Consider the following 21,819-nt stretch of genomic DNA (forward strand, 5'->3'; position numbering starts at 1 on the left):
ATCCTTACTCAGACTTGCGACAGCGTTGTGCTGCCCTGCCGCTCGCGCCTGTGCACAAGCCCGGCGCTGTCAAACAGCCAGTACAACAGTTTGGCCAGTAACAGGCAGATGCCGAAAACGACCATGAAGAACACCACGCGCGAAACGAACGAGTCCAGACCTTCGCGCGCCAGAACGATCATATTGAAAATGGCACCAAAGCAGAAACTGTGCAAAATGGCCGCTTTATAGCGGTTGGTCTCTTCATTGCCACGCAGGTAAAGCCAGTCGAACCACTTGATAATCAGCCCCACGGCAACCGCTCCGGGGAGGATGAACCATGCCCCGCCCATCACCACCAGGGAACCGAGCAGCGTGGGTGAAATTGCCAGACCGGAATGGTTGTTCAGCACTTCCCAGGTGAAGTAATTCGCCGTATTCAGCACCACGCCAGGACGGTCCGGCCATAGCCAGGAAGGGATAAAGACGTAGAAGTCGCGAACAATCGGCGCCAGCCCCTGGAAATCAATCTTGTCGTAATTTTGCAGCAGCAGTGCCAGGTTTTCCCATGGCGAGAAGGTATCGCGCGTGAGGTAAAGGAACGTGTAAAACGCCTCATCACCCGCCACGTTCATCCCGTAGCGCTTTAGCGCCAGCCAGAACATTCCCACAATGCCAAACACGCCTGCTGCAACCAGCATCCAGAGCGAGATCCAGCCGCGGATAATGCCGATAAACAGGAAGATCGCGAAGGCGATGATGATGTTCGCGCGCGTACCGCCCACAATCATGTAGGTCAGGATGCCAAATGCGACGGTACTGACCAGGAAGAACAGCCACGCTTTGCTGTCCTGGCGCAGGAAGAAGATCACCAGCATCGCCGGAATGAAGAAGTAGAAGAAACGCTTAAGCGCCACGCCCGAGACTTCTGCCGAAAAAATCTGGCTGTAGGAGTGGAGTTTAAAAAGCAGGAAGCCGTTATGCATGAAGAAGATGCCAACGCTGACCAGGGCGATAGTCATCAGCATCACCCATGTCAGGTGGGTTTCCACCCGATTCATGGTAAAGAGCGACCGGCGTGGGGCAGCTGTCTGCGCTGAACGCAGACGCGTTTTATAGGTGACGTAGTAAACCGCATAGAAGCAGGTCGCCGCCAGAAGCGCCTGGAGCAGAATGTCCGGCGGCGCGACGCTCACGTCAAAACGGAAGACCAGTATGCTGGTCAACGGGAAGCCGAAAAAGAACGTTAGCAGAAACAGTAACGAGAAGAAGACGTTAAAGTTGAAGCGCACGCGGCGGAATTCAAACCAGGTGAGCGTGGCGATAAACAGGCTGCTCAGAAGCCAGACAACCAGTAAGCCGCTGAATTGCAACTGACTCATGCTTTGTCTCCTGCAGCGATACGCAGCGCGCGGTGCCACGGCGTGAGATAATTCGGGCTGAAAAAATCGATGCTGTTTTTATCCACCAGCGTGAGCTGACGTTGAGCTTCACGTACCACCTCGACATTCAGCGTGTCTGAGGTAAACAGCACCGGAATATGCTGCTCGGCCATGTCCTGCCAGAACGGGTTGTCGCGGTTGAGCACGCACGGTACACCTGCCTGAATCAGCAGGCACAGCGTGCCAATCCCCTGTTGCCGGGCAAAGATGAAATAACCGAGATCGCATTTTCTCAGCAGCGCAAGATATTCATCAAATTCCAGCTTATCGCTGAGGATATGCAGATTTTCAGCGCTAAACAGCGCCAGCCCCTGCTGACGAACCTCGTCGATATAGGCGCTGTTGTTGGCGGGATAGCCCATCGGCACCACCACGTTCACCGTGTCGCCAAACTGCTGATGCACCGCCCTGAGCGCCGCGACATGTTCGTTACTGCGATCGCCGGAATTCCCCACCAGAATCGTCAGCTTGCCTTCTCGCACCGCGTCATTCGCCATGGCATTCAGCGCCGGATCCATGCGGGTGGGGAAATAGAGCAACTCGCCGCGCACGTTCGGGTGCTGTTTAGCAAAATAGTTGAGATCGCCGCGGGTAGCAAAAACGCAGCCTACGCGCCCCTGAGCCATGCGGCGCAGGGGATAAAAAAGACGGAATTTCCAGCCGCGGGAGACTTCATAAAGATCGGCTCCCCAGATATGCCAGCTGCACTGGGAGGGTTTAATCCCTCCGCTGAGAAGCGCCAGCCACAGGCCGGTATTGAACTGCCCGTGGAAAAAGAAACGTTGCTTACGATCAGCTTTGGCTTTGGCAACCACCGCCTTCGCCAGTGAGGCCTTATCCGGCCAGAAGCGAATCGTCAGTGCCGGAAACGCCTCGCTCAGGCCCTTATCCTGACCTGCAACCATAAACTCACGCGCATCAGGATCGCCCGATGCCAGCTCGTCGTTGAAGAACCGCAAAACGGTCTGGTTATGGTGTGGGATATCCGATCCCAGGATGTGAATCAGTGCAGTCATGCGCGTTTACGCCACAATAAAAATACACCGCAACAGGCGGCGAAATAAACGATATAGGTTGCCATGTAGGCCTGGGCCGCCCCCAGCGCACCGTGCGTGGGTATCAGCCAGTGTGAAAATGCCGTCAGTAAAACAAACTGGCTAATTTCCGCCAGGATATAGAGCCGAAGGGACGCTTTCGCGATCACCAGATAGCCGAAAACGTAAGCCCCCACTTTCAGTACATCACCCACCAGCTGCCAGGCAAAGAGATCGCGCATGGCGGTGAACTTCGCCGAGAACAGCAGCCAGATGGCGACATCGCGCAATAACCAGACGGTAAAGCTGGCAGCCGCGACGGCCGGCAATACAAAGCGCAGCGATCGGAAAATCTCGCGCGTTATGTCCTGTCTGGACGTCAGACGCGACAGGGTTGGCAGCAGGTAAACGCTAAAGGAAGCCGTAATAAACTGAAGATAGGCATCGGAAATACTGCTTACGCCCTGCCAGATCCCGACCTCATCCCAGCTATAGTGCGCCGCCAGCAGGTTTCGCATCATCACGTAGGCCACCGGCAGCGTGACGGAGGTGATGAGCGCCATCAGGGTAAATTTACCCAGTTGGCTGGCAAGCATCGAGTCCCATTGCGGTTTCAGGTAGCTCAGCGGAATGACGCCCCGACGCATCAGCATAAATGCCGCAGGCACAACCACCAGCGCCGGAACCAGCGCCAGCCCCAGCAGTGCGCCTTCATAGCCACCCAGGCGATAGCAGAAATAATAGGCAATCACGCCGATAACGCTGCCCAGGATTAAGGCAATCGCGTTTCCGGCAGCATCACGAAACCCTTTCATCAGCGCCAGCAGCAGGTTAGCCCAGGCAATCCCCATCTGAACCAATGCGACCAGACGCACCAGCCCCTGATAGTGGGTGTGGCCGAATAATCCCTGGCTGATGGGCGCCGCCGCCAGCAGAAAGATGATCGCCATCAGGGTCGAAAAACCCGTGACCATCGCCGAGGAGGTGCCCACCACCCTGCGGAGCTGGGCCGCATCATCATGATACTGCGCAACGTATTTGGTGACGCCGTTGAAGATACCGGCACCGGCCAGCACGCCAAGGACGGTGACAAGCTGACGGAAATTACCCGCCAGCCCCACTCCTGACGGGCCAAATGAGACGGCCAGGAGCTTGACGACCAACAGCCCGGCCCCAATTTTTACAAGCGTGGACGCGGCGGTCCACACCGATGCTTTTGCCAGAGACATATCAGCCGAAATAACTCAGGAGGGTATTAATCACCGTACGCTGGTTAACTGGCGCGAGGTTGTAGAACAGTGGCAGACGAAGCAACCGCTCACTTTCTTTGGTGGTGTAACGGTCTTCACCCGCGAACGTTCCAAACGCTTCGCCCGCCGGGCTGGAGTGCAGCGGGATATAGTGGAACACCGCCATAATTTCGGCTTCTTTCAGCCAGGCGATGAGCTCGCTGCGGTCGTCGTTATCGCGCAGCTTGATGTAGAACATGTGCGCGTTGTGGACGCAATCCGCCGGAATCGTTGGCAGTGCAATACGCCCGGCTTTTGCCAGAGGTTCCAGCGCATCGTAATAGGTTTGCCACAGGGAGAGACGCTGCAGGTTGATGCGATCCGCGGCTTCCAGCTGCGCCCACAGGTACGCGGCCTGCAGATCCGCCATCAGATAGCTGGAGCCAATATCGCGCCAGGTGTATTTGTCTACCTGGCCGCGGAAGAACTGGCTGCGGTTGGTGCCTTTTTCGCGGATCACTTCCGCACGCTCCACGAGCGCCCGGTCGTTAATCAGCGTCGCGCCACCCTCTCCACCTGCCGTGTAGTTTTTGGTTTCGTGGAAGCTAAAGCAGCCGATGTGGCCGATGGTGCCCAGTGCACGTCCCTTGTAGGTCGACATCACGCCCTGCGCGGCATCTTCCACCACAAACAGGTTATGTTTTTTGGCGATGGCCATGATGGTGTCCATTTCACAGGCCACACCTGCGTAGTGAACCGGCACGATCGCGCGCGTTTTGTCGGTGATCGCCGCTTCAATCAGCGTCTCATCAATGTTCATGGTATCCGGGCGGATATCCACAAAGACGATTTTCGCCCCGCGCAGGACAAACGCATTCGCCGTGGAAACGAAGGTGTAGCTCGGCATGATCACTTCATCGCCGGGCTGGATATCCAGCAGCAGTGCGGCCATTTCCAGCGATGCCGTACAGGACGGGGTCAGCAGTACTTTGGCGCTGCGAAAACGCTGTTCCATCCACTGCTGACAGCGACGGGTGAAACCGCCGTCACCGCAGAGTTTGCCGCTGCCCATGGCAGACTGCATATAGTCGAGTTCCGTTCCGACGACGGGTGGTGCGTTAAATGGAATCATCTTGTCACCTGTATAACCAGTAGGCGGTGGCGTCGATGTTGGCACCACTCGCAATATAACGTTTAAGCGCGGCGGTGTTGCCCACCTGGGTCGCCACCCGCAGCGTCTCAACCTGCTGCTGCTGCGCCCAGTGCAGCGCCGCCTGCATAAGTTTCTCACCCATGCCGCGCCCGGCTAATAAGCCAATACGCGCCTCGCGCACGTTGAGCTTGCGAAGCGAGACGAACCCCTGGAGTTGACCGTCCCCTGCGCGGAAAACCAGGCAGACGTGGTCAAAGGTGCCTTTAACCGCATTCTCTATCCACTGGGCATAGAAACGTCCACTATCGTCAGGTGCGTACCAGGGCGCACGAAAGCGGCTCTGCGCAAACGCCCGGGCCGCCATCTGACGCAGCACGGGAATATCCTGTTCGGTTGCCATTTCCGCACCGGGCGCATCATGCCGGGTGAGGGTTATGGAAAGGTCTGCCTCACCTTCCACCAGCTGAAAGCCGCGTTGCTGGAGCGCATCAAGCAGGTCGGTACGGTCCGCCGGGATCTTCGCCTGAATCCGTTGCCAGGCGATGAAATCCGATTCAGCCAGTACCGGCGCATCATCGCGCAGACGCACAATGGCCGACGGCAGGCCGAAAAAGGCACTCTCCCACTGCAGGGGCTCAAGTACCCCGTTCAGGCTATTCAACGCCAGACACCTTTGGTATCAACCACATACTTCTGACGCACCGCATCACCGGACGTCGCTTTAAACGCTTTATGATCCACCAGCAGCACCAGCACGTCCGCCGTCGCCAGCGCCTCATCCAGCGCAGCCAGCGTGCAGTGCCCCGCCAGTTTTGCCGGCAACTCATGGATATTCGGCTCAACCACCAGCGTTTCACCCTTGTGCCATTCGGCAATCATCTGAGCAATTTCCATTGCCGGGCTTTCGCGCAGGTCGTCAATGTTGGGTTTGAAGGCCAGACCAAAGCAGGCAATTTTCAGCTCGCTGGCGCGCTTTCCGCTCTCTGCCAGACAATCCGCTACCGTGGTTTTGACCTGATTGAGCACCCAGTGAGGTTTGCTGTCGTTCACTTCACGCGCGGTGCGAATCAGGCGCGCCTGCGCCGGATTCTGAGCCACAATAAACCACGGATCGACGGCGATGCAGTGTCCACCCACGCCCGGGCCTGGCTGGAGAATGTTGACGCGCGGATGGCGATTCGCAAGGCTAATCAACTCCCAGACGTTAATCCCCTGATCGGCGCAAATGAGCGATAGTTCGTTCGCAAAGGCGATATTAACGTCACGGAAGCTGTTTTCCGTCAGCTTGCACATCTCGGCGGTGCGGGAGTTTGTCACCACACACTCGCCTTCCAGGAAAATCTTGTACAGCGCGCTGGCGCGCTCGGAACAGACGGGCGTCATACCGCCAATGACGCGGTCGTTTTTGATCAGTTCGACCATGACCTGGCCCGGTAGCACGCGCTCCGGACAGTAGGCAATGTTGATATCCGCCTGCTCCCCCGCCTGTTGCGGGAAGCTTAAATCAGGGCGCGCGTCGGCCAGCCACTGCGCCATCTGCTCGGTAGCACCGACCGGAGAGGTTGACTCCAGAATCACCAGCGCCCCTTTCTTCAGCACAGAAGCAATGGACTTTGCCGCCGCCTCGACGTAGACCATGTCGGGCTCGTGGTCGCCTTTAAAGGGCGTTGGAACAGCAATCAGGTAGGCATCCGCTTCAACCGGCGTGGTACTGGCGCGCAGGAAGCCGCCCTCCACCGCCTCTTTCACTACGCGATCCAAATCGGGCTCGACAATATGAATCTCGCCACGGTTAATGGTTTCCACCGCACGGGCGTTGATATCCACACCGACAACCTGTTTCTGACGAGAGGCAAACGCCGCCGCGGTAGGCAAGCCAATGTAGCCAAGACCAATGACAGAGAGGGTAGTAAAACTCATAGCGATACCTGATTGTGTTTAAGTGCATGCAAAATACGGCCACAAGCCTGCCCGTCTCCATACGGATTATGGGCCCGGCTCATCGCCTGATACGTTTCGTCGTCATGCAGAAGGCGCGTGACCTCTTCGACGATCAGTTCCGCGTTGGCGCCGACCAGACGCACCGTACCGGCTTTGACCGCTTCCGGACGTTCGGTGGTTTCACGCATCACCAGCACCGGTTTGCCAAGAGAAGGCGCTTCTTCCTGCATGCCGCCGGAATCGGTAAGGATCAGCCAGGCATGGTTCATCAGCCAGACAAACGGCAGATAGTCCTGAGGTTCAATCAGAAGGACATTTTCGATATGACCCAGGATGCGGTTAACCGGCTCGCTGACGTTAGGATTGAGATGGACCGGATAGACAATCTGCACGTCGTCGTTCTGCGCCGCGATTTCAGCCAGCGCGTGACAGATTTGCTCAAAACCCCGGCCAAAGCTTTCGCGACGATGGCCTGTGACCAGAATGGTTTTTTTGCCGTTGTGCAGGAATGGATAGCGGGCAGCGAGTTCGTTCTTAAGCTCGTGGTTTGCCAGGACCCGGTCACGTACCCAAATTAACGCATCGATGACCGTATTGCCGGTCACAAAGATTTTGTTATCGGCGATATTTTCACGCAGCAGGTTCTGACGCGAGTTTTCCGTAGGCGCAAAGTGATACATCGCCAGGTGGCCCGTTAGCGTGCGGTTGGCCTCCTCCGGCCACGGCGAATAAAGATTGCCGGTACGCAGACCCGCCTCAACATGCCCCACGGGAATTCGCTGGTAAAACGCGGCCAGGCTGGTCGCCACGGTCGTGGTGGTGTCGCCGTGTACCAGCACCACGTCAGGCTTGAATGACTCCAGGATAGGCTTCAGCTCTTGCAGAATGCGACAGGTTATCTCCGTCAATCCTTGCCCCGGTTTCATAATATTGAGGTCGTAATCCGGGACGATGGAAAAGAGCGTTAACACCTGATCGAGCATCTCACGGTGCTGGGCCGTGACGCACACTTTCGCTTCAATATCAGGATCGCTGGCCAGCGCATGAACCAGAGGTGCCATCTTAATGGCCTCCGGCCTGGTGCCAAATACGGTTAGTACTTTCACATCGATTCTCTTCGATTAGGCGATGAAGGCCGCAGCCTTCATCGTAGACGGCATTCTTAGTTTGTGCGACGACGCGTTAACGCCACGCCAGCGCCCGTCAGTGCGCCTACAATCCCCCACATGATCATCAGGAATGCACGACGCGGACTATCGCGTTTTACAGGTTCTTCAGGCGTTCGCAAATAACGATAGGTCTGAAAACGCGGGTCCAGAGATGGACCGACATTAAGCGTATTGAGCATCGCGCGATTTTGATCGTAATCGAGGTCAAAATCAGGACCGACGGCCTGAAGGTTTTCCAGACGTGCCTGCAACATGGGGCGGCCAAGGAGGAACATCTCTGAATCAGGCAGTTCATCAGCCGGCACGTCCGTCTCAGTACGGGAAATATTGTGCTGTTCCGCAATTTTCAGCGCCTGCTCAATATTGTGTACACGGCGAGCGAAAATCGCTTTAGCCACCTCTTCCTGACGTTTCACCTGCGCTTTCATCTGGATGGTGCGAGCCGACCAGGCGCCTTTAAGCTCTTCGTTAAGATGGCTTGCGGCACGCTGGCTGGCAAACGCGACATACTGACGCAGCAGGTTGTTGGCGTCCGGCGCGGTTTCTGCAATCAGCTTGACGCTGTCATTCACGTTACGCAGGGCGTCGCCCGGCATAAATTGAATATTGTTAATCAGATCGTCCAGCAGGGCGGCATCGGCTTTGGTGTTATCAACTCGACGCTGCTTGTAGTAATCCGTCTGGGACCAGAAGTCGCGGCGCGTATCCCACGAAGCCAGTTGCATCACAAACTCTTTATAGGCCTCATCCATAACGGAGACCTGATCTGGCGTGGCGAGGTTAGCTTTGATATCCAGGTTTCGCAGGAATTGCTGTTGGGAATAGAACCCCCCAAGCATGTTAACCGTTGGTTTGTCAGTGATTGCCGTGGCGCTCCACTCTTGTTTTGCAAAGAACGTATAGACCAGCGCTAACAGTGCAAACCCCAGCGCGATCCCCGCAATCCAAAGTTTGCCTGCCCATAACACGCGAAACAAACCCCGAATATCCAGTTCATTCTCAGTTACCACTGATTTCGCTCCCGCCAACGGTTGAGTCATCATAGTCCCGGTTTTACTTAGTTAATGTTGTGTTTTTGCCACTGTTACGACGCATCCTGCGTTTAATACGTTTAATGAACCGCGCTACTTTCCATGCGCGCTTAATGCAGTAGCCGTAAAGGAAAAACGCTAGCAAAAATAATGCCAACATAACCCATTCTGGCACAAAATGAGCATACTCCGCGGCAACACCCACTCCCGCAAGGATGGCGGCCGCCACGGTTATCAAAACAAATGCCTGCCGGGAGGTAAATCCAGCGCGCATGATCAAATGATGAATATGCTGTCGGTCGGCTGAGAAGGGACTCATTCCTTTGCGCAAGCGGCGATACATAATCGCAACCATATCCATTAACGGGATTGCGATAATCCACAACGCGGTGACAGGGCTGATAGGATGGACTTGCCCCTGAGTCGTTTCCAGCAAAATCCAGATGACGGTAAACCCAATGAGTGTGCTGCCCGCATCACCCATAAAGACTTTATAGCGACGCCCCAGCGCACCGAGGTTTAACAGGATATAAGGCAGGATGGCGGCAATCATGGCTAAGCACCACATAGCAAGACTATATTGACCGTCAAACCACAAAATAAAACCGATCGCGGCAAACGAGACGCAGGAGAGTCCCCCCAGCAAGCCATCAATACCATCGACCATGTTGAAGGCATTTATAGCAACCCATACGGCGAAAAGCGTCAGAAAATAGCCGAACGGGCCGAGCACCATCTCCCACGAACCAAAAATATAGCCCAGGCTACTCAAGTAGAGTTTTGCTGAGACCATCATGGCAATGCCAACTGCCGCCTGCACAAAGGCGCGGATTTTAACGCTGATGTCATAACGATCGTCAAGCGCGCCGACGATAACCAGTACCGTTGAACACATCAGATATAATTTGACATGTGGGACATAGTAGTTAGCAATCGCGAAGGCATAGCAAATGCCGGCAAAAACGGAAATACCACCCACCAGGGGGATCATGCCCTGATGACGCTTCCGGAAGTTGGGTTTATCCACTAACCCCACGTATTTCGCCACCTTACGCGCAATAAACAAAAAACAGGTGGTGAATAAAAAAATACTGGTTAGATCAGTAAACGTATCGAATAGGTTCACAATGGATTCTCAACAAATGTTAGTCTCGGAAGTATAACCACGAAGGCTCATAGCCCGAAGGTAAAAGTAAACCTCTTGTGACCTCATTTGTATATTATTCAAGCTATTAATGTTTTTACTCTACGAATCGTCTTATTGTCGCACCTACACATCAAAATTGGGAGTAGGTGGTACTAGCGTATAGTCCATAAAAGAAAAACGCCACGTAAAAACGTGGCGTTCGCTGGCTTTATTTGCGTTACGAGCGTTTCATCATGTCGAAGAAATCGTCGTTGGTTTTGGTCATCGCCAGTTTGTTAATGAGGAACTCCATCGCGTCGATTTCACCCATTGGATGGATGATTTTGCGCAGGATCCACATTTTCTGCAGCTCTTCCTGGGTGGTGAGCAGCTCTTCTTTACGGGTACCGGAACGGTTGTAGTCGATTGCCGGGAAGACGCGTTTTTCAGCGATCTTACGAGAGAGGTGCAGTTCCATGTTGCCTGTCCCTTTAAACTCTTCGTAAATCACTTCGTCCATCTTGGAGCCGGTATCGATCAGCGCGGTCGCGATGATGGTCAGGCTGCCGCCCTCTTCGACGTTACGTGCAGCACCGAAGAAACGTTTTGGACGATGCAGGGCGTTAGCATCCACACCACCGGTCAGGACTTTACCAGACGCCGGGACCACGGTGTTGTAGGCACGCGCCAGACGGGTGATGGAATCGAGCAGGATGATCACGTCTTTCTTGTGCTCAACCAGGCGTTTTGCCTTCTCGATAACCATTTCCGCAACCTGAACGTGGCGAGATGCTGGTTCGTCGAAGGTAGAAGCAACCACTTCACCTTTAACCAGACGCTGCATCTCGGTCACTTCTTCCGGACGTTCGTCAATCAGCAGCACCATCAGCACACAGTCAGGGTGGTTGTAAGCAATGCTCTGCGCGATGTTCTGCAGCAGCATGGTTTTACCCGCTTTTGGCGGCGCCACAATCAGACCACGCTGACCACGACCGATTGGTGAGGCCAGATCCAGAACGCGCGCGGTTAAGTCTTCGGTAGAACCGTTACCACGCTCCATACGCAGGCGAGAGTTCGCGTGCAGCGGCGTTAAGTTCTCAAAGAGGATCTTATTGCGCGAGTTTTCTGGCTTATCGAAGTTAACTTCATTGACTTTCAACAGCGCAAAGTAGCGTTCACCCTCTTTAGGAGGACGAATCTTACCTGAAATGGTGTCACCAGTGCGGAGGTTGAAACGGCGGATTTGGCTGGGGGATACGTAGATGTCGTCAGGGCCGGCGAGGTAGGAGCTGTCTGCAGAGCGGAGGAAACCAAATCCGTCTTGCAATATCTCCAGCACACCGTCGCCAAAGATATCTTCGCCACTCTTAGCGTGCTGCTTCAGGATGGCGAAAATGATGTCCTGCTTGCGCATACGAGCCTGGTTTTCCAGCCCCATATTTTCGCCGAGAGTGATCAGCTCAGAAACCGGCGTATTCTTTAATTCGGTAAGATTCATAATGGTGTGGGTTCTTAAACTCGGGGTGATTCTCGAACTTAATGTTGTGAATGGTATGGCAGGGTCATCCATGCCTGTTTAGCGGCCATCAACTCATGTCTGTTCGCTGTCTGGTCACAGGGAAAGAACGCAGAACTGAAACGACAAGACGGATTGAGTGACAAGCCCGGAATTTAGCCACTTCACGCACTGTTCATGTTAACAACGGGAAGTATCGGGTAAAACAAGATTCAAACAACAAGATATGTTTAAAACGAAGTCATAGCTAACTTAGCACGACTTCAGCCGGGCGTCCAGAGTTCCGAATCATTTAGCCGGGGGCTCTGAACGCACAGCGGAGAAACCTTACGCCAGGTTAGCGTCGAGGAACTCTTTCAGTTGACCTTTGGACAGCGCGCCCACTTTGGTCGCCGCCACTTCGCCGTTTTTGAACAGCAGCAGGGTCGGAATACCACGGATACCGTATTTTGGTGCGGTGCCCGGGTTCTGGTCGATGTTCAGCTTGGCAACGGTCAGTTTGCCCTGATATTCGTCGGCGATCTCATCCAGAATCGGGGCGATCATTTTGCAAGGACCACACCATTCAGCCCAGAAATCGACGAGGATCAGCCCGTCAGCCTTAAGTACGTCCGTGTCAAAACTGTCGTCAGTCAGGTGAATAATTTTATCGCTCATATATAACTCCACAGGAATAAGCCTGGTACGTTGGTTTTGTCTCCACCAACGACGCGTTGATGTCGCATTAACCAACTAAAGGTTGACTTTATTTCACCGGATACGCTTTCGTAAAGCAATAGTAAGCTGATATTCTACCACACTATGAGCAAAACACATTTAACAGAACAGAAGTTTTCCGACTTCGCGCTGCACCCGAAGGTGATTGAAGCCCTTGAAAATAAAGGGTTTCATAACTGCACGCCCATTCAGGCCCTCGCGCTGCCGCTGACGCTGGCCGGACGCGATGTTGCCGGGCAGGCGCAAACCGGTACCGGCAAAACGATGGCGTTTTTAACGTCAACGTTTCATTATTTACTTTCTCACCCAGCGATTGCAGACCGCAAAGTTAACCAGCCGCGCGCGCTAATTATGGCCCCGACGCGAGAACTGGCGGTACAGATCCACGCAGACGCTGAACCCTTGGCGCAGGCTACCGGCCTGAAGCTGGGCCTGGCCTATGGCGGCGACGGCTACGATAAACAGCTGAAAGTGCTGGAAAGCGGTGTGGATATCCTGATCGGTACCACCGGCCGTCTTATCGATTACGCCAAACAGAACCACATTAACCTCGGTGCCATCCAGGTTGTGGTGCTCGATGAAGCTGACCGCATGTACGATCTGGGCTTCATTAAAGACATCCGCTGGCTGTTCCGCCGTATGCCTCCGGCTAATCAGCGCCTGAATATGCTGTTCTCTGCAACCCTCTCCTACCGCGTTCGCGAGCTGGCGTTCGAACAGATGAACAACGCTGAATACGTAGAAGTGGAACCGGAGCAGAAAACGGGTCACCGCATTAAAGAAGAGCTCTTCTATCCTTCTAATGAAGAGAAAATGCGCCTGCTGCAAACGCTGATTGAAGAAGAATGGCCAGATCGCGCCATCATCTTTGCGAACACCAAACACCGTTGTGAAGACATCTGGGGCCACCTGGCTGCCGATGGTCACCGTGTTGGCCTGTTGACCGGCGACGTGGCGCAGAAAAAACGCCTGCGAATTCTCGAAGAGTTTACCCGCGGCGATCTCGATATTCTGGTCGCCACCGACGTGGCTGCACGTGGTTTACACATTCCGGCCGTGACGCACGTCTTTAACTACGATCTGCCAGACGACTGTGAAGACTACGTACACCGTATCGGTCGTACCGGTCGTGCGGGCGCAAGCGGTCACTCTATTAGCCTTGCGTGTGAAGAGTATGCGCTGAACCTTCCGGCCATTGAGACCTACATCGGTCACTCTATTCCGCAGAGCAAATACAATCCGGAAGCGCTGTTAAGCGAACTGCCGCCGCCTAAGCGTCTTACCCGCCCACGCTCCGGCAATGGTCCGCGTCGTTCAGGCGGCGCACCGCGTAATCGTCGTCGTTCAGGTTAAGAAAATATGCTCAGCTCCACCTCGCTTTATGCGGCAATTGATCTCGGTTCGAATAGTTTTCATATGCTGGTTGTGCGCGAGGTGGCGGGAAGCATACAAACGCTGACGCGCATTAAGCGCAAGGTCCGCCTCGCGGCGGGCCTGAGCAGCGACAATCACCTCTCGCCTGAAGCCATGGAACGTGGCTGGCAGTGCCTGCGACTCTTTGCCGAGCGTCTGCAGGATATCCCGCACGCCCAAATCACCGTTGTCGCCACTGCGACACTCCGCCTGGCGGTTAACGCCGTGGATTTTATTGCCAGAGCGCAGGAGATTCTCGGTTGCCCGGTTCAGGTTATCAGCGGTGAAGAAGAAGCTCGCTTGATTTATCAGGGTGTTGCACACACCACGGGGGGTGACGATCGCCGCCTGGTGGTGGATATCGGCGGAGCCAGTACCGAGCTGGTGACCGGCACCGGCGCGCAGGCTACGTCGCTGTTCAGCCTGTCGATGGGCTGCGTGACCTGGCTTGAGCGCTATTTTACCGATCGTAATCTGGGTAAAGAGAACTTCGACGAGGCAGAAAATGCCGCGCGCGAGGTATTACGTCCCGTGATGGACGAACTGCGCTATCACGGCTGGAAAGTGTGCGTGGGTGCGTCGGGGACCGTGCAGGCCCTGCAGGAAATCATGATGGCGCAGGGAATGGACGAGCGGATTACGCTTGCCAAACTTCAGCAGCTAAAACAGCGCGCCATCCAGTGCGGACGCCTGGAAGAACTGGAAATTGAAGGCCTGACGCTGGAACGCGCGCTGGTCTTCCCGAGCGGGCTGGCCATTCTGATCGCCATTTTCACCGAGCTCAACATCCAGTGTATGACCCTTGCCGGCGGCGCGCTGCGCGAAGGCCTGGTCTACGGGATGCTGCATCTGTCGGTCGATCAGGATATCCGCAGCCGAACCCTGCGCAACGTACAGCGTCGTTTTCTGGTCGATATCGATCAGGCAGGACGCGTATCGCAGCTGGCATCTCGCTTCGCCGATCAGGTCGCTAACGTCTGGGATCTTGATCATCTGAGCCGCGATTTACTGCTGAGCGCCTGTGCGCTGCATGAAGTGGGGCTGAGCATTGATTTTAAGCAGGCCCCCGCTCACGCAGCGTATCTGGTTCGCAACCTGGATTTACCGGGCTACACGCCCGCACAGAAAAAGCTGCTGGCAACGCTGCTGCTGAACCAGACCAACGCCGTTGATCTCTCATCCTTGCATCAGCAAAACGCCGTACCGCCGCGCGTAGCCGAGCATCTGTGCCGCCTGCTGCGTCTGGCGATTCTCTTTGCCAGCCGCCGTCGCGATGATTTGTTGCCTGCAATCAATCTGGTGGCCGATGACGAAAAACTGTCGCTGACGCTGCCGGAAAACTGGATTGAGCGTCACCCGCTTGGGGCAGAGATGATCGAGCAGGAGTGCCAGTGGCAAAGCTATGTGCACTGGGTGCTGGAAGTGAAGTAATACGCTGAACATTGCCGGGTGGCGGCTTCGCCTTACCCGGCCTACTCATCATTATCCTTTCTCTTTGGCTTTTGCCAGCATGGCGCGAATGTTCGCCACGTTAGCCTGCCCCTTGTGCATCCGCTCTTCTGCGGTAATCACTTTGCGTTCCTGTTCCCAGATCAGGTCGTCCTGCGGCAGCTCCAGCAGGAAACGGCTCGGCTCCGGGCGGACGAGTTCGCCATACTGACGGCGCTCTTTACACAGCGTGAACGTCAGCTCTTTCTGCGCGCGAGTAATCCCCACGTAGGCCAGGCGGCGCTCCTCGTCGACGTTATCTTCGTCAATGCTGCTCTGGTGCGGTAACAATCCCTCTTCCATACCAACCAGATACACATACGGGAACTCCAGCCCTTTGGACGCATGCAGCGTCATCAGCTGAACCTGATCGGCCTCTTCTTCGCTCTCGCCGCGCTCCATCATGTCGCGCAGGGTAAAGCGGGTGACGACCTGCGTCAGGGTCATCGGCTCGTCGATGTCGGATCCCTCCAGCATTTCGGTCATCCAGCTGAAGAGCTGGTTAACGTTCTTCATGCGCATCTCAGCGGCTTTCGGGCTGGCCGAGGTTTCGTACAGCCAGGACTCATAGTCGATGCCGTGAATGAGATCGCGCACCGCCGCCACCGGCTCGCGCTCCGCAAGACGCTGCACTTCGCCGAGCCAGTGGGTGAATCGTGTTAACGAATCGTAACCGCGGCCGGTTAACGTCTGGCTCAGCCCCATGTCGAAGCTGGCGGTAAACAGGCTTTTATTACGCGTCATCGCCCACTCGCCCAGCTTTTGCAGCGTCGCAGGGCCAATCTCGCGCTTCGGCGTATTCACGATGCGCAGAAACGCGCTGTCGTCATCCGGGTTCGTGAGGACGCGCAGATAGGCCAGCAGATCTTTAATCTCTGGCCGTGAGAAGAACGACGTACCGCCCGAAATTTTGTACGGGATGCGGTTCTGCATCAGCATCTTTTCAAAGACGCGCGACTGGTGATTGCCGCGATAGAGGATCGCGTAATCCTTATATTCGGTTTTATTGACGAAGTGGTGGGCGATCAGTTCGCCCGTCACGCGCTCCGCCTCATGCTCTTCATTATTGGCGCTGAGCACCTTCAATTCAGTACCGTAACCCAGCTCGGAGAAGAGACGCTTCTCAAACACGTGCGGGTTATTGGCAATCAGGATATTTGCTGCCTTCAGTATACGCCCGGAGGAGCGGTAGTTTTGCTCCAGCTTAATCACCTGCAGGGCGGGGAAATCTTTGCTCAGCAGCACCAGGTTTTGCGGACGCGCGCCGCGCCAGGAGTAAATTGACTGGTCGTCGTCGCCGACAACGGTGAAACGCGCGCGCTGCCCCACCAGCAGCTTCACTAGCTCGTACTGGCTGGTGTTGGTGTCCTGATACTCATCCACCAACAGGTAACGGATTTTGTTCTGCCAGCGCTCGCGAACCTCTTCGTTCCGCTGCAGCAGCAGCGTGGGCAGCAGAATCAGGTCGTCAAAGTCCAGCACGTTGCACGCTTTCATGTGCGCATCGTACAGACCGTAGCAGTGGGCGAAGATCCGATCCCGTTCGCCTTTGGCGATCGCCGCGGCCTGGGCCGGGGTCATCAGATCGTTTTTCCAGTTTGAGATCGTTGAGATCAGCTGCTGCAACAGCACCTTGTCATCTTCGATCAGCCCCTCGGTGAGCTCTTTGAGCAACGCCACCTGGTCGGTATCATCGAAGAGCGAGAAGTTGGACTTCATTCCCAGCGCCGCATACTCGCGTTTGATGATATCCAGCCCCAGCGTGTGGAAGGTGGAGATCATCAGGCCGCGCGCCTCTTTTCGTCCCAGCGTCTGGCCGACACGCTCTTTCATCTCACGCGCCGCTTTATTGGTAAACGTCACCGCCGCAATGTGCCGGGCCTGATAGCCACAGCCGCGGATCAGGTGCGCAATTTTATTGGTGATAACGCGCGTTTTGCCGGATCCTGCACCCGCCAGCACCAGACACGGTCCGGTGACAAATTCGACGGCTTGTTGTTGTCCGGGGTTTAAACGCATAAATGATCACTCAATGAAAGTCAGGAGGGGAGAATAACAGCGTGGTAGTATAGCGAGCCTAATCCATACCACTCAAGGCACGATCATGGCAAAAACAGCAGCAGCACTGCATATTCTTGTTAAAGAAGAGAAACTGGCTCTGGATCTTCTGGAGCAGATCAAAAACGGCGCCGACTTCGGCAAGCTGGCGAAGAAGCACTCTATCTGTCCGTCAGGCAAACGCGGCGGCGATCTGGGTGAATTCCGCCAGGGTCAGATGGTACCGGCATTCGATAAAGTGGTCTTCTCCTGCCCGGTGCTGGAGCCAACCGGCCCGCTGCACACGCAGTTCGGCTACCACGTGATTAAAGTGCTGTACCGCAAATAAACAAGCCGGGTGGCGGCTGCGCCTTACCCGGCCTACATCTTACGGTTTTGTAGGTCGGGTTAGCGAAGCGCCACCCGACAAGGTTGTTAACCCGCTACCGCGATACGCTTCATGTCGGTCATGTAGCCACGCAGTTTGTGACCCACTTTCTCGATCTGGTGGCTGCGAATGGCTTCGTTCACGTCGCGCAGCTGCGCGTTGTCCACGGCACCTTCTGCAATCGCTTTACCCAGATCGCCCGGCTGCAGAGTGGTCATAAACTCTTTCAGCAGCGGTACGCAGGCGTAAGAGAACAGGTAGTTACCGTATTCTGCGGTATCCGAGATAACCACGTTCATTTCGTACAGACGCTTACGGGCGATGGTGTTCGCGATCAGCGGCAGCTCGTGCAGTGATTCGTAGTACGCAGACTCTTCAATGATGCCGGAATCCACCATGGTTTCGAACGCCAGCTCAACGCCTGCTTTCACCATCGCAATCATCAGGACGCCTTTATCGAAGTACTCCTGCTCGCCGATTTTACCTTCGTACTGTGGCGCGGTTTCGAACGCGGTCTTACCGGTCTCTTCACGCCAGGTCAGCAGTTTCTTATCGTCGTTCGCCCAGTCAGCCATCATGCCGGAAGAGAACTCGCCGGAGATGATGTCGTCCATATGTTTCTGGAACAGCGGCGCCATGATGGTTTTCAGCTGTTCAGACAGCGCGTAAGCACGCAGTTTTGCCGGGTTGGACAGACGGTCCATCATCAGCGTAATACCGCCCTGCTTCAGCGCTTCGGTGATGGTTTCCCAGCCGAACTGAATCAGTTTTTCCGCGTATGCCGGGTCGGTGCCCTCTTCCACCAGCTTATCGAAGCACAGCAGAGAACCGGCCTGCAGCATGCCGCACAGAATGGTCTGCTCGCCCATCAGGTCAGATTTCACTTCGGCAACGAAGGACGATTCCAGCACGCCCGCACGGTGGCCGCCGGTCGCCGCTGCCCATGCCTTGGCAATCGCCATGCCTTCGCCTTTCGGATCGTTTTCCGGGTGAACCGCGATCAGCGTCGGCACGCCGAAGCCACGTTTGTACTCTTCACGGACTTCGGTACCCGGGCACTTCGGTGCCACCATCACTACGGTGATGTCTTTACGGATCTGCTCGCCCACTTCAACGATGTTGAAGCCGTGGGAGTAACCCAGCGCCGCGCCGTCTTTCATCAGCGGCTGTACGGAACGCACAACGTCTGAGTGCTGCTTGTCCGGCGTCAGGTTAACCACCAGATCCGCCTGCGGGATCAGCTCTTCGTAGGTACCCACTTTGAAGCCATTTTCGGTCGCTTTGCGCCAGGAGGCACGCTTCTCGGCAATCGCTTCTTTGCGCAGTGCGTAGGAGATATCCAGACCGGAGTCACGCATGTTCAGGCCCTGGTTCAGACCCTGTGCGCCACAGCCGACGATGACCACTTTTTTACCCTGAAGGTAGCTCGCGCCATCGGCAAATTCATCGCGCGCCATGAAGCGGCATTTGCCCAGCTGCGCCAGCTGCTGGCGCAAGTTCAGTGTATTAAAGTAGTTAGCCATGGGTGATACCTCGTGATGTTGTGTGTCTTATTGTTCGGTTCGCGTTTCAGCGAGAATGTACCCACATTACAACAGGAAATTTATTGCGGAAATTGATATATTCACAACGTCACATTGCAATTTATGCAATGTAAAAAGAGGGAGTGGAATCGGTGGATTTACGCGATCTGAAAATGTTCCTGCACCTGGCGGAAAGCCGTCACTTTGGCCGCAGCGCCCGGGCGATGCACGTCAGCCCCTCCACGCTGTCGCGCCAGATCCAGCGCCTTGAGGAAGATCTCGGCCAGCCGCTGTTCGTGCGCGATAACCGCACCGTCACCCTCACGGAAGCGGGCGAAGAGCTGCGTATTTTTGCCCAGCAGACGCTGTTGCAGTACCAGCAGCTGCGGCACTCTATCGATCAGCAGGGGCCGTCACTCTCCGGTGAGCTGCATATTTTCTGCTCCGTGACCGCCGCCTACAGCCATCTGCCGCCCATCCTTGACCGCTTTCGCGCGGCGCATCCGTCGGTTGAAATTAAGCTCACCACCGGCGACGCTGCCGACGCGATGGAAAAAGTGGTAACGGGCGAAGCGGATCTCGCCATTGCCGGGAAGCCGGAAACCCTGCCGGGCGCGGTAGCGTTCTCGATGCTGGAAAATCTGGCGGTGGTGCTGATTGCCCCGGCGCTGCCCTGCCCGGTGCGTAACCAGGTATCGGTGGAAAAACCGGACTGGTCCACGGTGCCGTTTATCATGGCCGATCAGGGCCCGGTTCGCCGCCGCATTGAGCTGTGGTTCCGCCGTCAGAAAATCAGCAACCCGTCGATTTACGCCACCGTCAGCGGCCATGAGGCGATGGTGTCGATGGTGGCGCTGGGCTGCGGCGTGGCGCTGCTGCCGGAAGTGGTGCTGGACAACAGCCCGGAACCGGTGCGCAATCGCGTGATGATTCTGGAACGCAGCGATGAGAAAACTCCGTTTGAGCTTGGCGTGTGCGCACAAAAAAAGCGGCTGCATGAGCCGCTTATTGATGCGTTCTGGACGATACTGCCGAACCACTAAAGCCGGGTGGCGCTGCGCTTACCCGGCCTACATGCCGCTCAACCCTTAGCCTGCCAGGAAAAAGCGGAACGCCGGGTTGTGGGTTTCGTCATGGCACTCGTAGCCCAGCTCGTTCAACCGCGTTTCGAAATCAGGCTCGTGCTCGCCCAGTTCGAACGCCGCCAGCACGCGGCCGTAGTCTGTGCCGTGGCTGCGGTAGTGGAACAGAGAGATGTTCCAGTGCGTGCCCAGCGTGTGCAGAAACTTGAGCAACGCGCCCGGCGATTCCGGGAACTCAAAGCTGAACAGGCGTTCCCTGAGCGGCTTGGAAGGACGGCCGCCGACCATGTAACGCACGTGCAGCTTCGCCATCTCGTCGTCGGAGAGATCGACCACGCTATAGCCGCCCTCATGCATCAGGTTGAGGATCTCTTTGCGCTCCTCCACGCCGCGGCTCAGACGTACGCCGACAAAAATGCAGGCGTCTTTGGCATCGGCAAAGCGGTAGTTAAACTCCGTCACCGAACGTCCACCCAGCAGCTGACAGAACTTCAGGAAGCTGCCCTTCTCTTCCGGAATGGTCACCGCCAGCAGCGCTTCACGCTGTTCGCCGAGCTCGCAACGCTCGGACACGTAGCGCAGGCCGTGGAAGTTCACGTTGGCACCGGAAAGCACGTGCGCCAGACGCTCGCCGCGGATGTTGTGCTGCGCGATGTATTTTTTCATGCCCGCCAGCGCCAGCGCGCCGGAGGGTTCCGCCACCGCACGCACGTCTTCGAACAGATCCTTCATCGCCGCGCAGATAGCGTCGCTATCCACCGTGACGATATCGTCGAGATATTCCCGGCACAGGCGGAAGGTTTCGTCGCCAATGCGCTTCACCGCCACGCCCTCGGCAAACAGCCCGACGCGCGGCAGGTCGACCGGATGCCCGGCATCCAGCGCCGCTTTCAGGCAGGCGGAGTCTTCCGCTTCCACGGCAATGACTTTGATCTGCGGCATCAGCTGTTTGATCAGCACCGCCACGCCTGCGGCTAAACCGCCGCCGCCCACCGGGACAAAGACGCGGTCGAGATGGGCATCCTGCTGCAGCAGTTCAAGCGCCAGCGTCCCCTGCCCGGCAATCACCATCGGGTGGTCGAACGGCGGCACCCAGGTGAACCCCTGCTGCTGCGCCAGTTCAATCGCTTTGGCTTTTGCTTCGTCAAAGTTGGCCCCGTGGAGCAAGACTTCGCCGCCGAAACCGCGCACCGCGTCGACCTTGATATCGGCGGTAGCAACCGGCATCACGATCAGCGCTTTCAGCCCCAGACGGGCAGACGAGAACGCCACGCCCTGCGCGTGGTTGCCCGCCGAGGCGGTAATCACCCCGCGCGCTTTCTGCTCGTCGGTCAGCCCGGCCATCATCGCGTAGGCACCGCGCAGCTTGAAGCTGTGCACCGGCTGGCGGTCTTCGCGCTTCACCAGGATGACGTTGTCGAGGCGCGAAGAGAGTTTTTCCATTTTCTGCAGGGGAGTGACCTGCACGGCTTCATAGACCGGCGCGCGAAGCACCGCCCTGAGATATTCCGCCCCCTCGGGGGCGGCGGATAAGGGTTGCGACTCGGCCAT

18 protein-coding genes are annotated in these 21,819 nt (G+C 56.2%); 4 read left to right on the forward strand and 14 right to left on the reverse strand.

What is annotated here, in order from left to right:
* Positions 1 to 8: 8 nt before the first annotated feature.
* The 11 genes from wzyE to trxA form a co-directional block, all read right to left on the reverse strand.
* Positions 9 to 1,361, reverse strand: a complete 1,353-nt coding sequence (gene wzyE / locus L362_RS05415) for an ECA oligosaccharide polymerase (protein WP_023345093.1) — start codon at positions 1,359 to 1,361, stop codon at positions 9 to 11.
* The gene (locus tag L362_RS05410) at positions 1,358 to 2,437 is read right to left on the reverse strand and encodes a TDP-N-acetylfucosamine:lipid II N-acetylfucosaminyltransferase (RefSeq protein WP_023326288.1); all 1,080 of its coding nucleotides are present in this window, start codon (positions 2,435 to 2,437) and stop codon (positions 1,358 to 1,360) included. Before L362_RS05410 ends, wzyE begins: the two co-directional genes overlap by 4 nt.
* Positions 2,434 to 3,684, reverse strand: a complete 1,251-nt coding sequence (gene wzxE, locus L362_RS05405; protein ID WP_023293572.1) for a lipid III flippase WzxE — start codon at positions 3,682 to 3,684, stop codon at positions 2,434 to 2,436. Before wzxE ends, L362_RS05410 begins: the two co-directional genes overlap by 4 nt.
* A gap of 1 nt (position 3,685) precedes the next feature.
* Entirely contained in the window at positions 3,686 to 4,816 is a 1,131-nt protein-coding gene (gene rffA / locus L362_RS05400; RefSeq protein ID WP_008501559.1) for a dTDP-4-amino-4,6-dideoxygalactose transaminase, read from the reverse strand.
* Positions 4,817 to 4,820: 4 nt separating this feature from the next.
* Entirely contained in the window at positions 4,821 to 5,498 is a 678-nt protein-coding gene (rffC, locus tag L362_RS05395) for a dTDP-4-amino-4,6-dideoxy-D-galactose acyltransferase (protein WP_023345094.1), read from the reverse strand.
* The gene (wecC, locus tag L362_RS05390) at positions 5,495 to 6,757 is read right to left on the reverse strand and encodes a UDP-N-acetyl-D-mannosamine dehydrogenase (protein WP_023345095.1); all 1,263 of its coding nucleotides are present in this window, start codon (positions 6,755 to 6,757) and stop codon (positions 5,495 to 5,497) included. Before wecC ends, rffC begins: the two co-directional genes overlap by 4 nt.
* Complete coding sequence (gene wecB / locus L362_RS05385; protein ID WP_032637900.1) at positions 6,754 to 7,884, reverse strand: non-hydrolyzing UDP-N-acetylglucosamine 2-epimerase; 1,131 nt, start codon at positions 7,882 to 7,884, stop codon at positions 6,754 to 6,756. Before wecB ends, wecC begins: the two co-directional genes overlap by 4 nt.
* 56 nt (positions 7,885 to 7,940) lie before the next feature.
* Positions 7,941 to 8,987, reverse strand: a complete 1,047-nt coding sequence (wzzE, locus tag L362_RS05380) for an ECA polysaccharide chain length modulation protein (protein WP_023345097.1) — start codon at positions 8,985 to 8,987, stop codon at positions 7,941 to 7,943.
* A gap of 13 nt (positions 8,988 to 9,000) precedes the next feature.
* Positions 9,001 to 10,104, reverse strand: coding sequence for a UDP-N-acetylglucosamine--undecaprenyl-phosphate N-acetylglucosaminephosphotransferase (gene wecA, locus L362_RS05375; protein ID WP_023345098.1), 1,104 nt, complete (start codon positions 10,102 to 10,104; stop codon positions 9,001 to 9,003).
* A gap of 238 nt (positions 10,105 to 10,342) precedes the next feature.
* Positions 10,343 to 11,602 (reverse strand): transcription termination factor Rho, encoded by a 1,260-nt coding sequence (rho, locus tag L362_RS05370; protein ID WP_008501566.1) that lies wholly within the window; start codon positions 11,600 to 11,602, stop codon positions 10,343 to 10,345.
* Between the two features lie 345 nt (positions 11,603 to 11,947).
* Positions 11,948 to 12,277, reverse strand: coding sequence for a thioredoxin TrxA (gene trxA, locus L362_RS05365; RefSeq protein ID WP_006179218.1), 330 nt, complete (start codon positions 12,275 to 12,277; stop codon positions 11,948 to 11,950).
* 144 nt (positions 12,278 to 12,421) lie between these two features.
* Here trxA and rhlB point away from each other — a divergent pair, with 144 nt between their 5' ends.
* Complete coding sequence (gene rhlB, locus L362_RS05360) at positions 12,422 to 13,690, forward strand: ATP-dependent RNA helicase RhlB (protein ID WP_021242834.1); 1,269 nt, start codon at positions 12,422 to 12,424, stop codon at positions 13,688 to 13,690.
* 6 nt (positions 13,691 to 13,696) lie between these two features.
* A complete protein-coding gene (gene gppA / locus L362_RS05355) occupies positions 13,697 to 15,181 on the forward strand; it encodes a guanosine-5'-triphosphate,3'-diphosphate diphosphatase (protein WP_021242833.1) in 1,485 nt (494 codons plus the stop codon).
* 51 nt (positions 15,182 to 15,232) lie between these two features.
* Here the strand turns inward: gppA and rep are convergent, their stop codons facing one another.
* Complete coding sequence (gene rep, locus L362_RS05350) at positions 15,233 to 17,257, reverse strand: DNA helicase Rep (protein ID WP_023345099.1); 2,025 nt, start codon at positions 17,255 to 17,257, stop codon at positions 15,233 to 15,235.
* An 85-nt stretch (positions 17,258 to 17,342) separates the two neighbouring features.
* Between rep and ppiC the strand changes: the two genes are divergently transcribed.
* The gene (gene ppiC / locus L362_RS05345) at positions 17,343 to 17,624 is read left to right on the forward strand and encodes a peptidylprolyl isomerase PpiC (RefSeq protein ID WP_008501570.1); all 282 of its coding nucleotides are present in this window, start codon (positions 17,343 to 17,345) and stop codon (positions 17,622 to 17,624) included.
* A gap of 86 nt (positions 17,625 to 17,710) precedes the next feature.
* On the opposite strand, the gene ilvC is transcribed toward ppiC, so the two are convergent.
* Entirely contained in the window at positions 17,711 to 19,186 is a 1,476-nt protein-coding gene (ilvC, locus tag L362_RS05340) for a ketol-acid reductoisomerase (protein WP_008501571.1), read from the reverse strand.
* A 152-nt stretch (positions 19,187 to 19,338) separates the two neighbouring features.
* Between ilvC and ilvY the strand changes: the two genes are divergently transcribed.
* Positions 19,339 to 20,229, forward strand: a complete 891-nt coding sequence (ilvY, locus tag L362_RS05335) for an HTH-type transcriptional activator IlvY (RefSeq protein ID WP_023293577.1) — start codon at positions 19,339 to 19,341, stop codon at positions 20,227 to 20,229.
* A 45-nt stretch (positions 20,230 to 20,274) separates the two neighbouring features.
* Here the strand turns inward: ilvY and ilvA are convergent, their stop codons facing one another.
* On the reverse strand, positions 20,275 to 21,819 hold the full coding sequence (ilvA, locus tag L362_RS05330) for a threonine ammonia-lyase, biosynthetic (protein ID WP_023345100.1): 1,545 nt from the start codon (positions 21,817 to 21,819) through the stop codon (positions 20,275 to 20,277).

The organism is Enterobacter sp. MGH 16 (assembly GCF_000493175.1).
In the GTDB taxonomy this organism is placed as follows: Bacteria; Pseudomonadota; Gammaproteobacteria; order Enterobacterales; family Enterobacteriaceae; genus Enterobacter; species Enterobacter roggenkampii.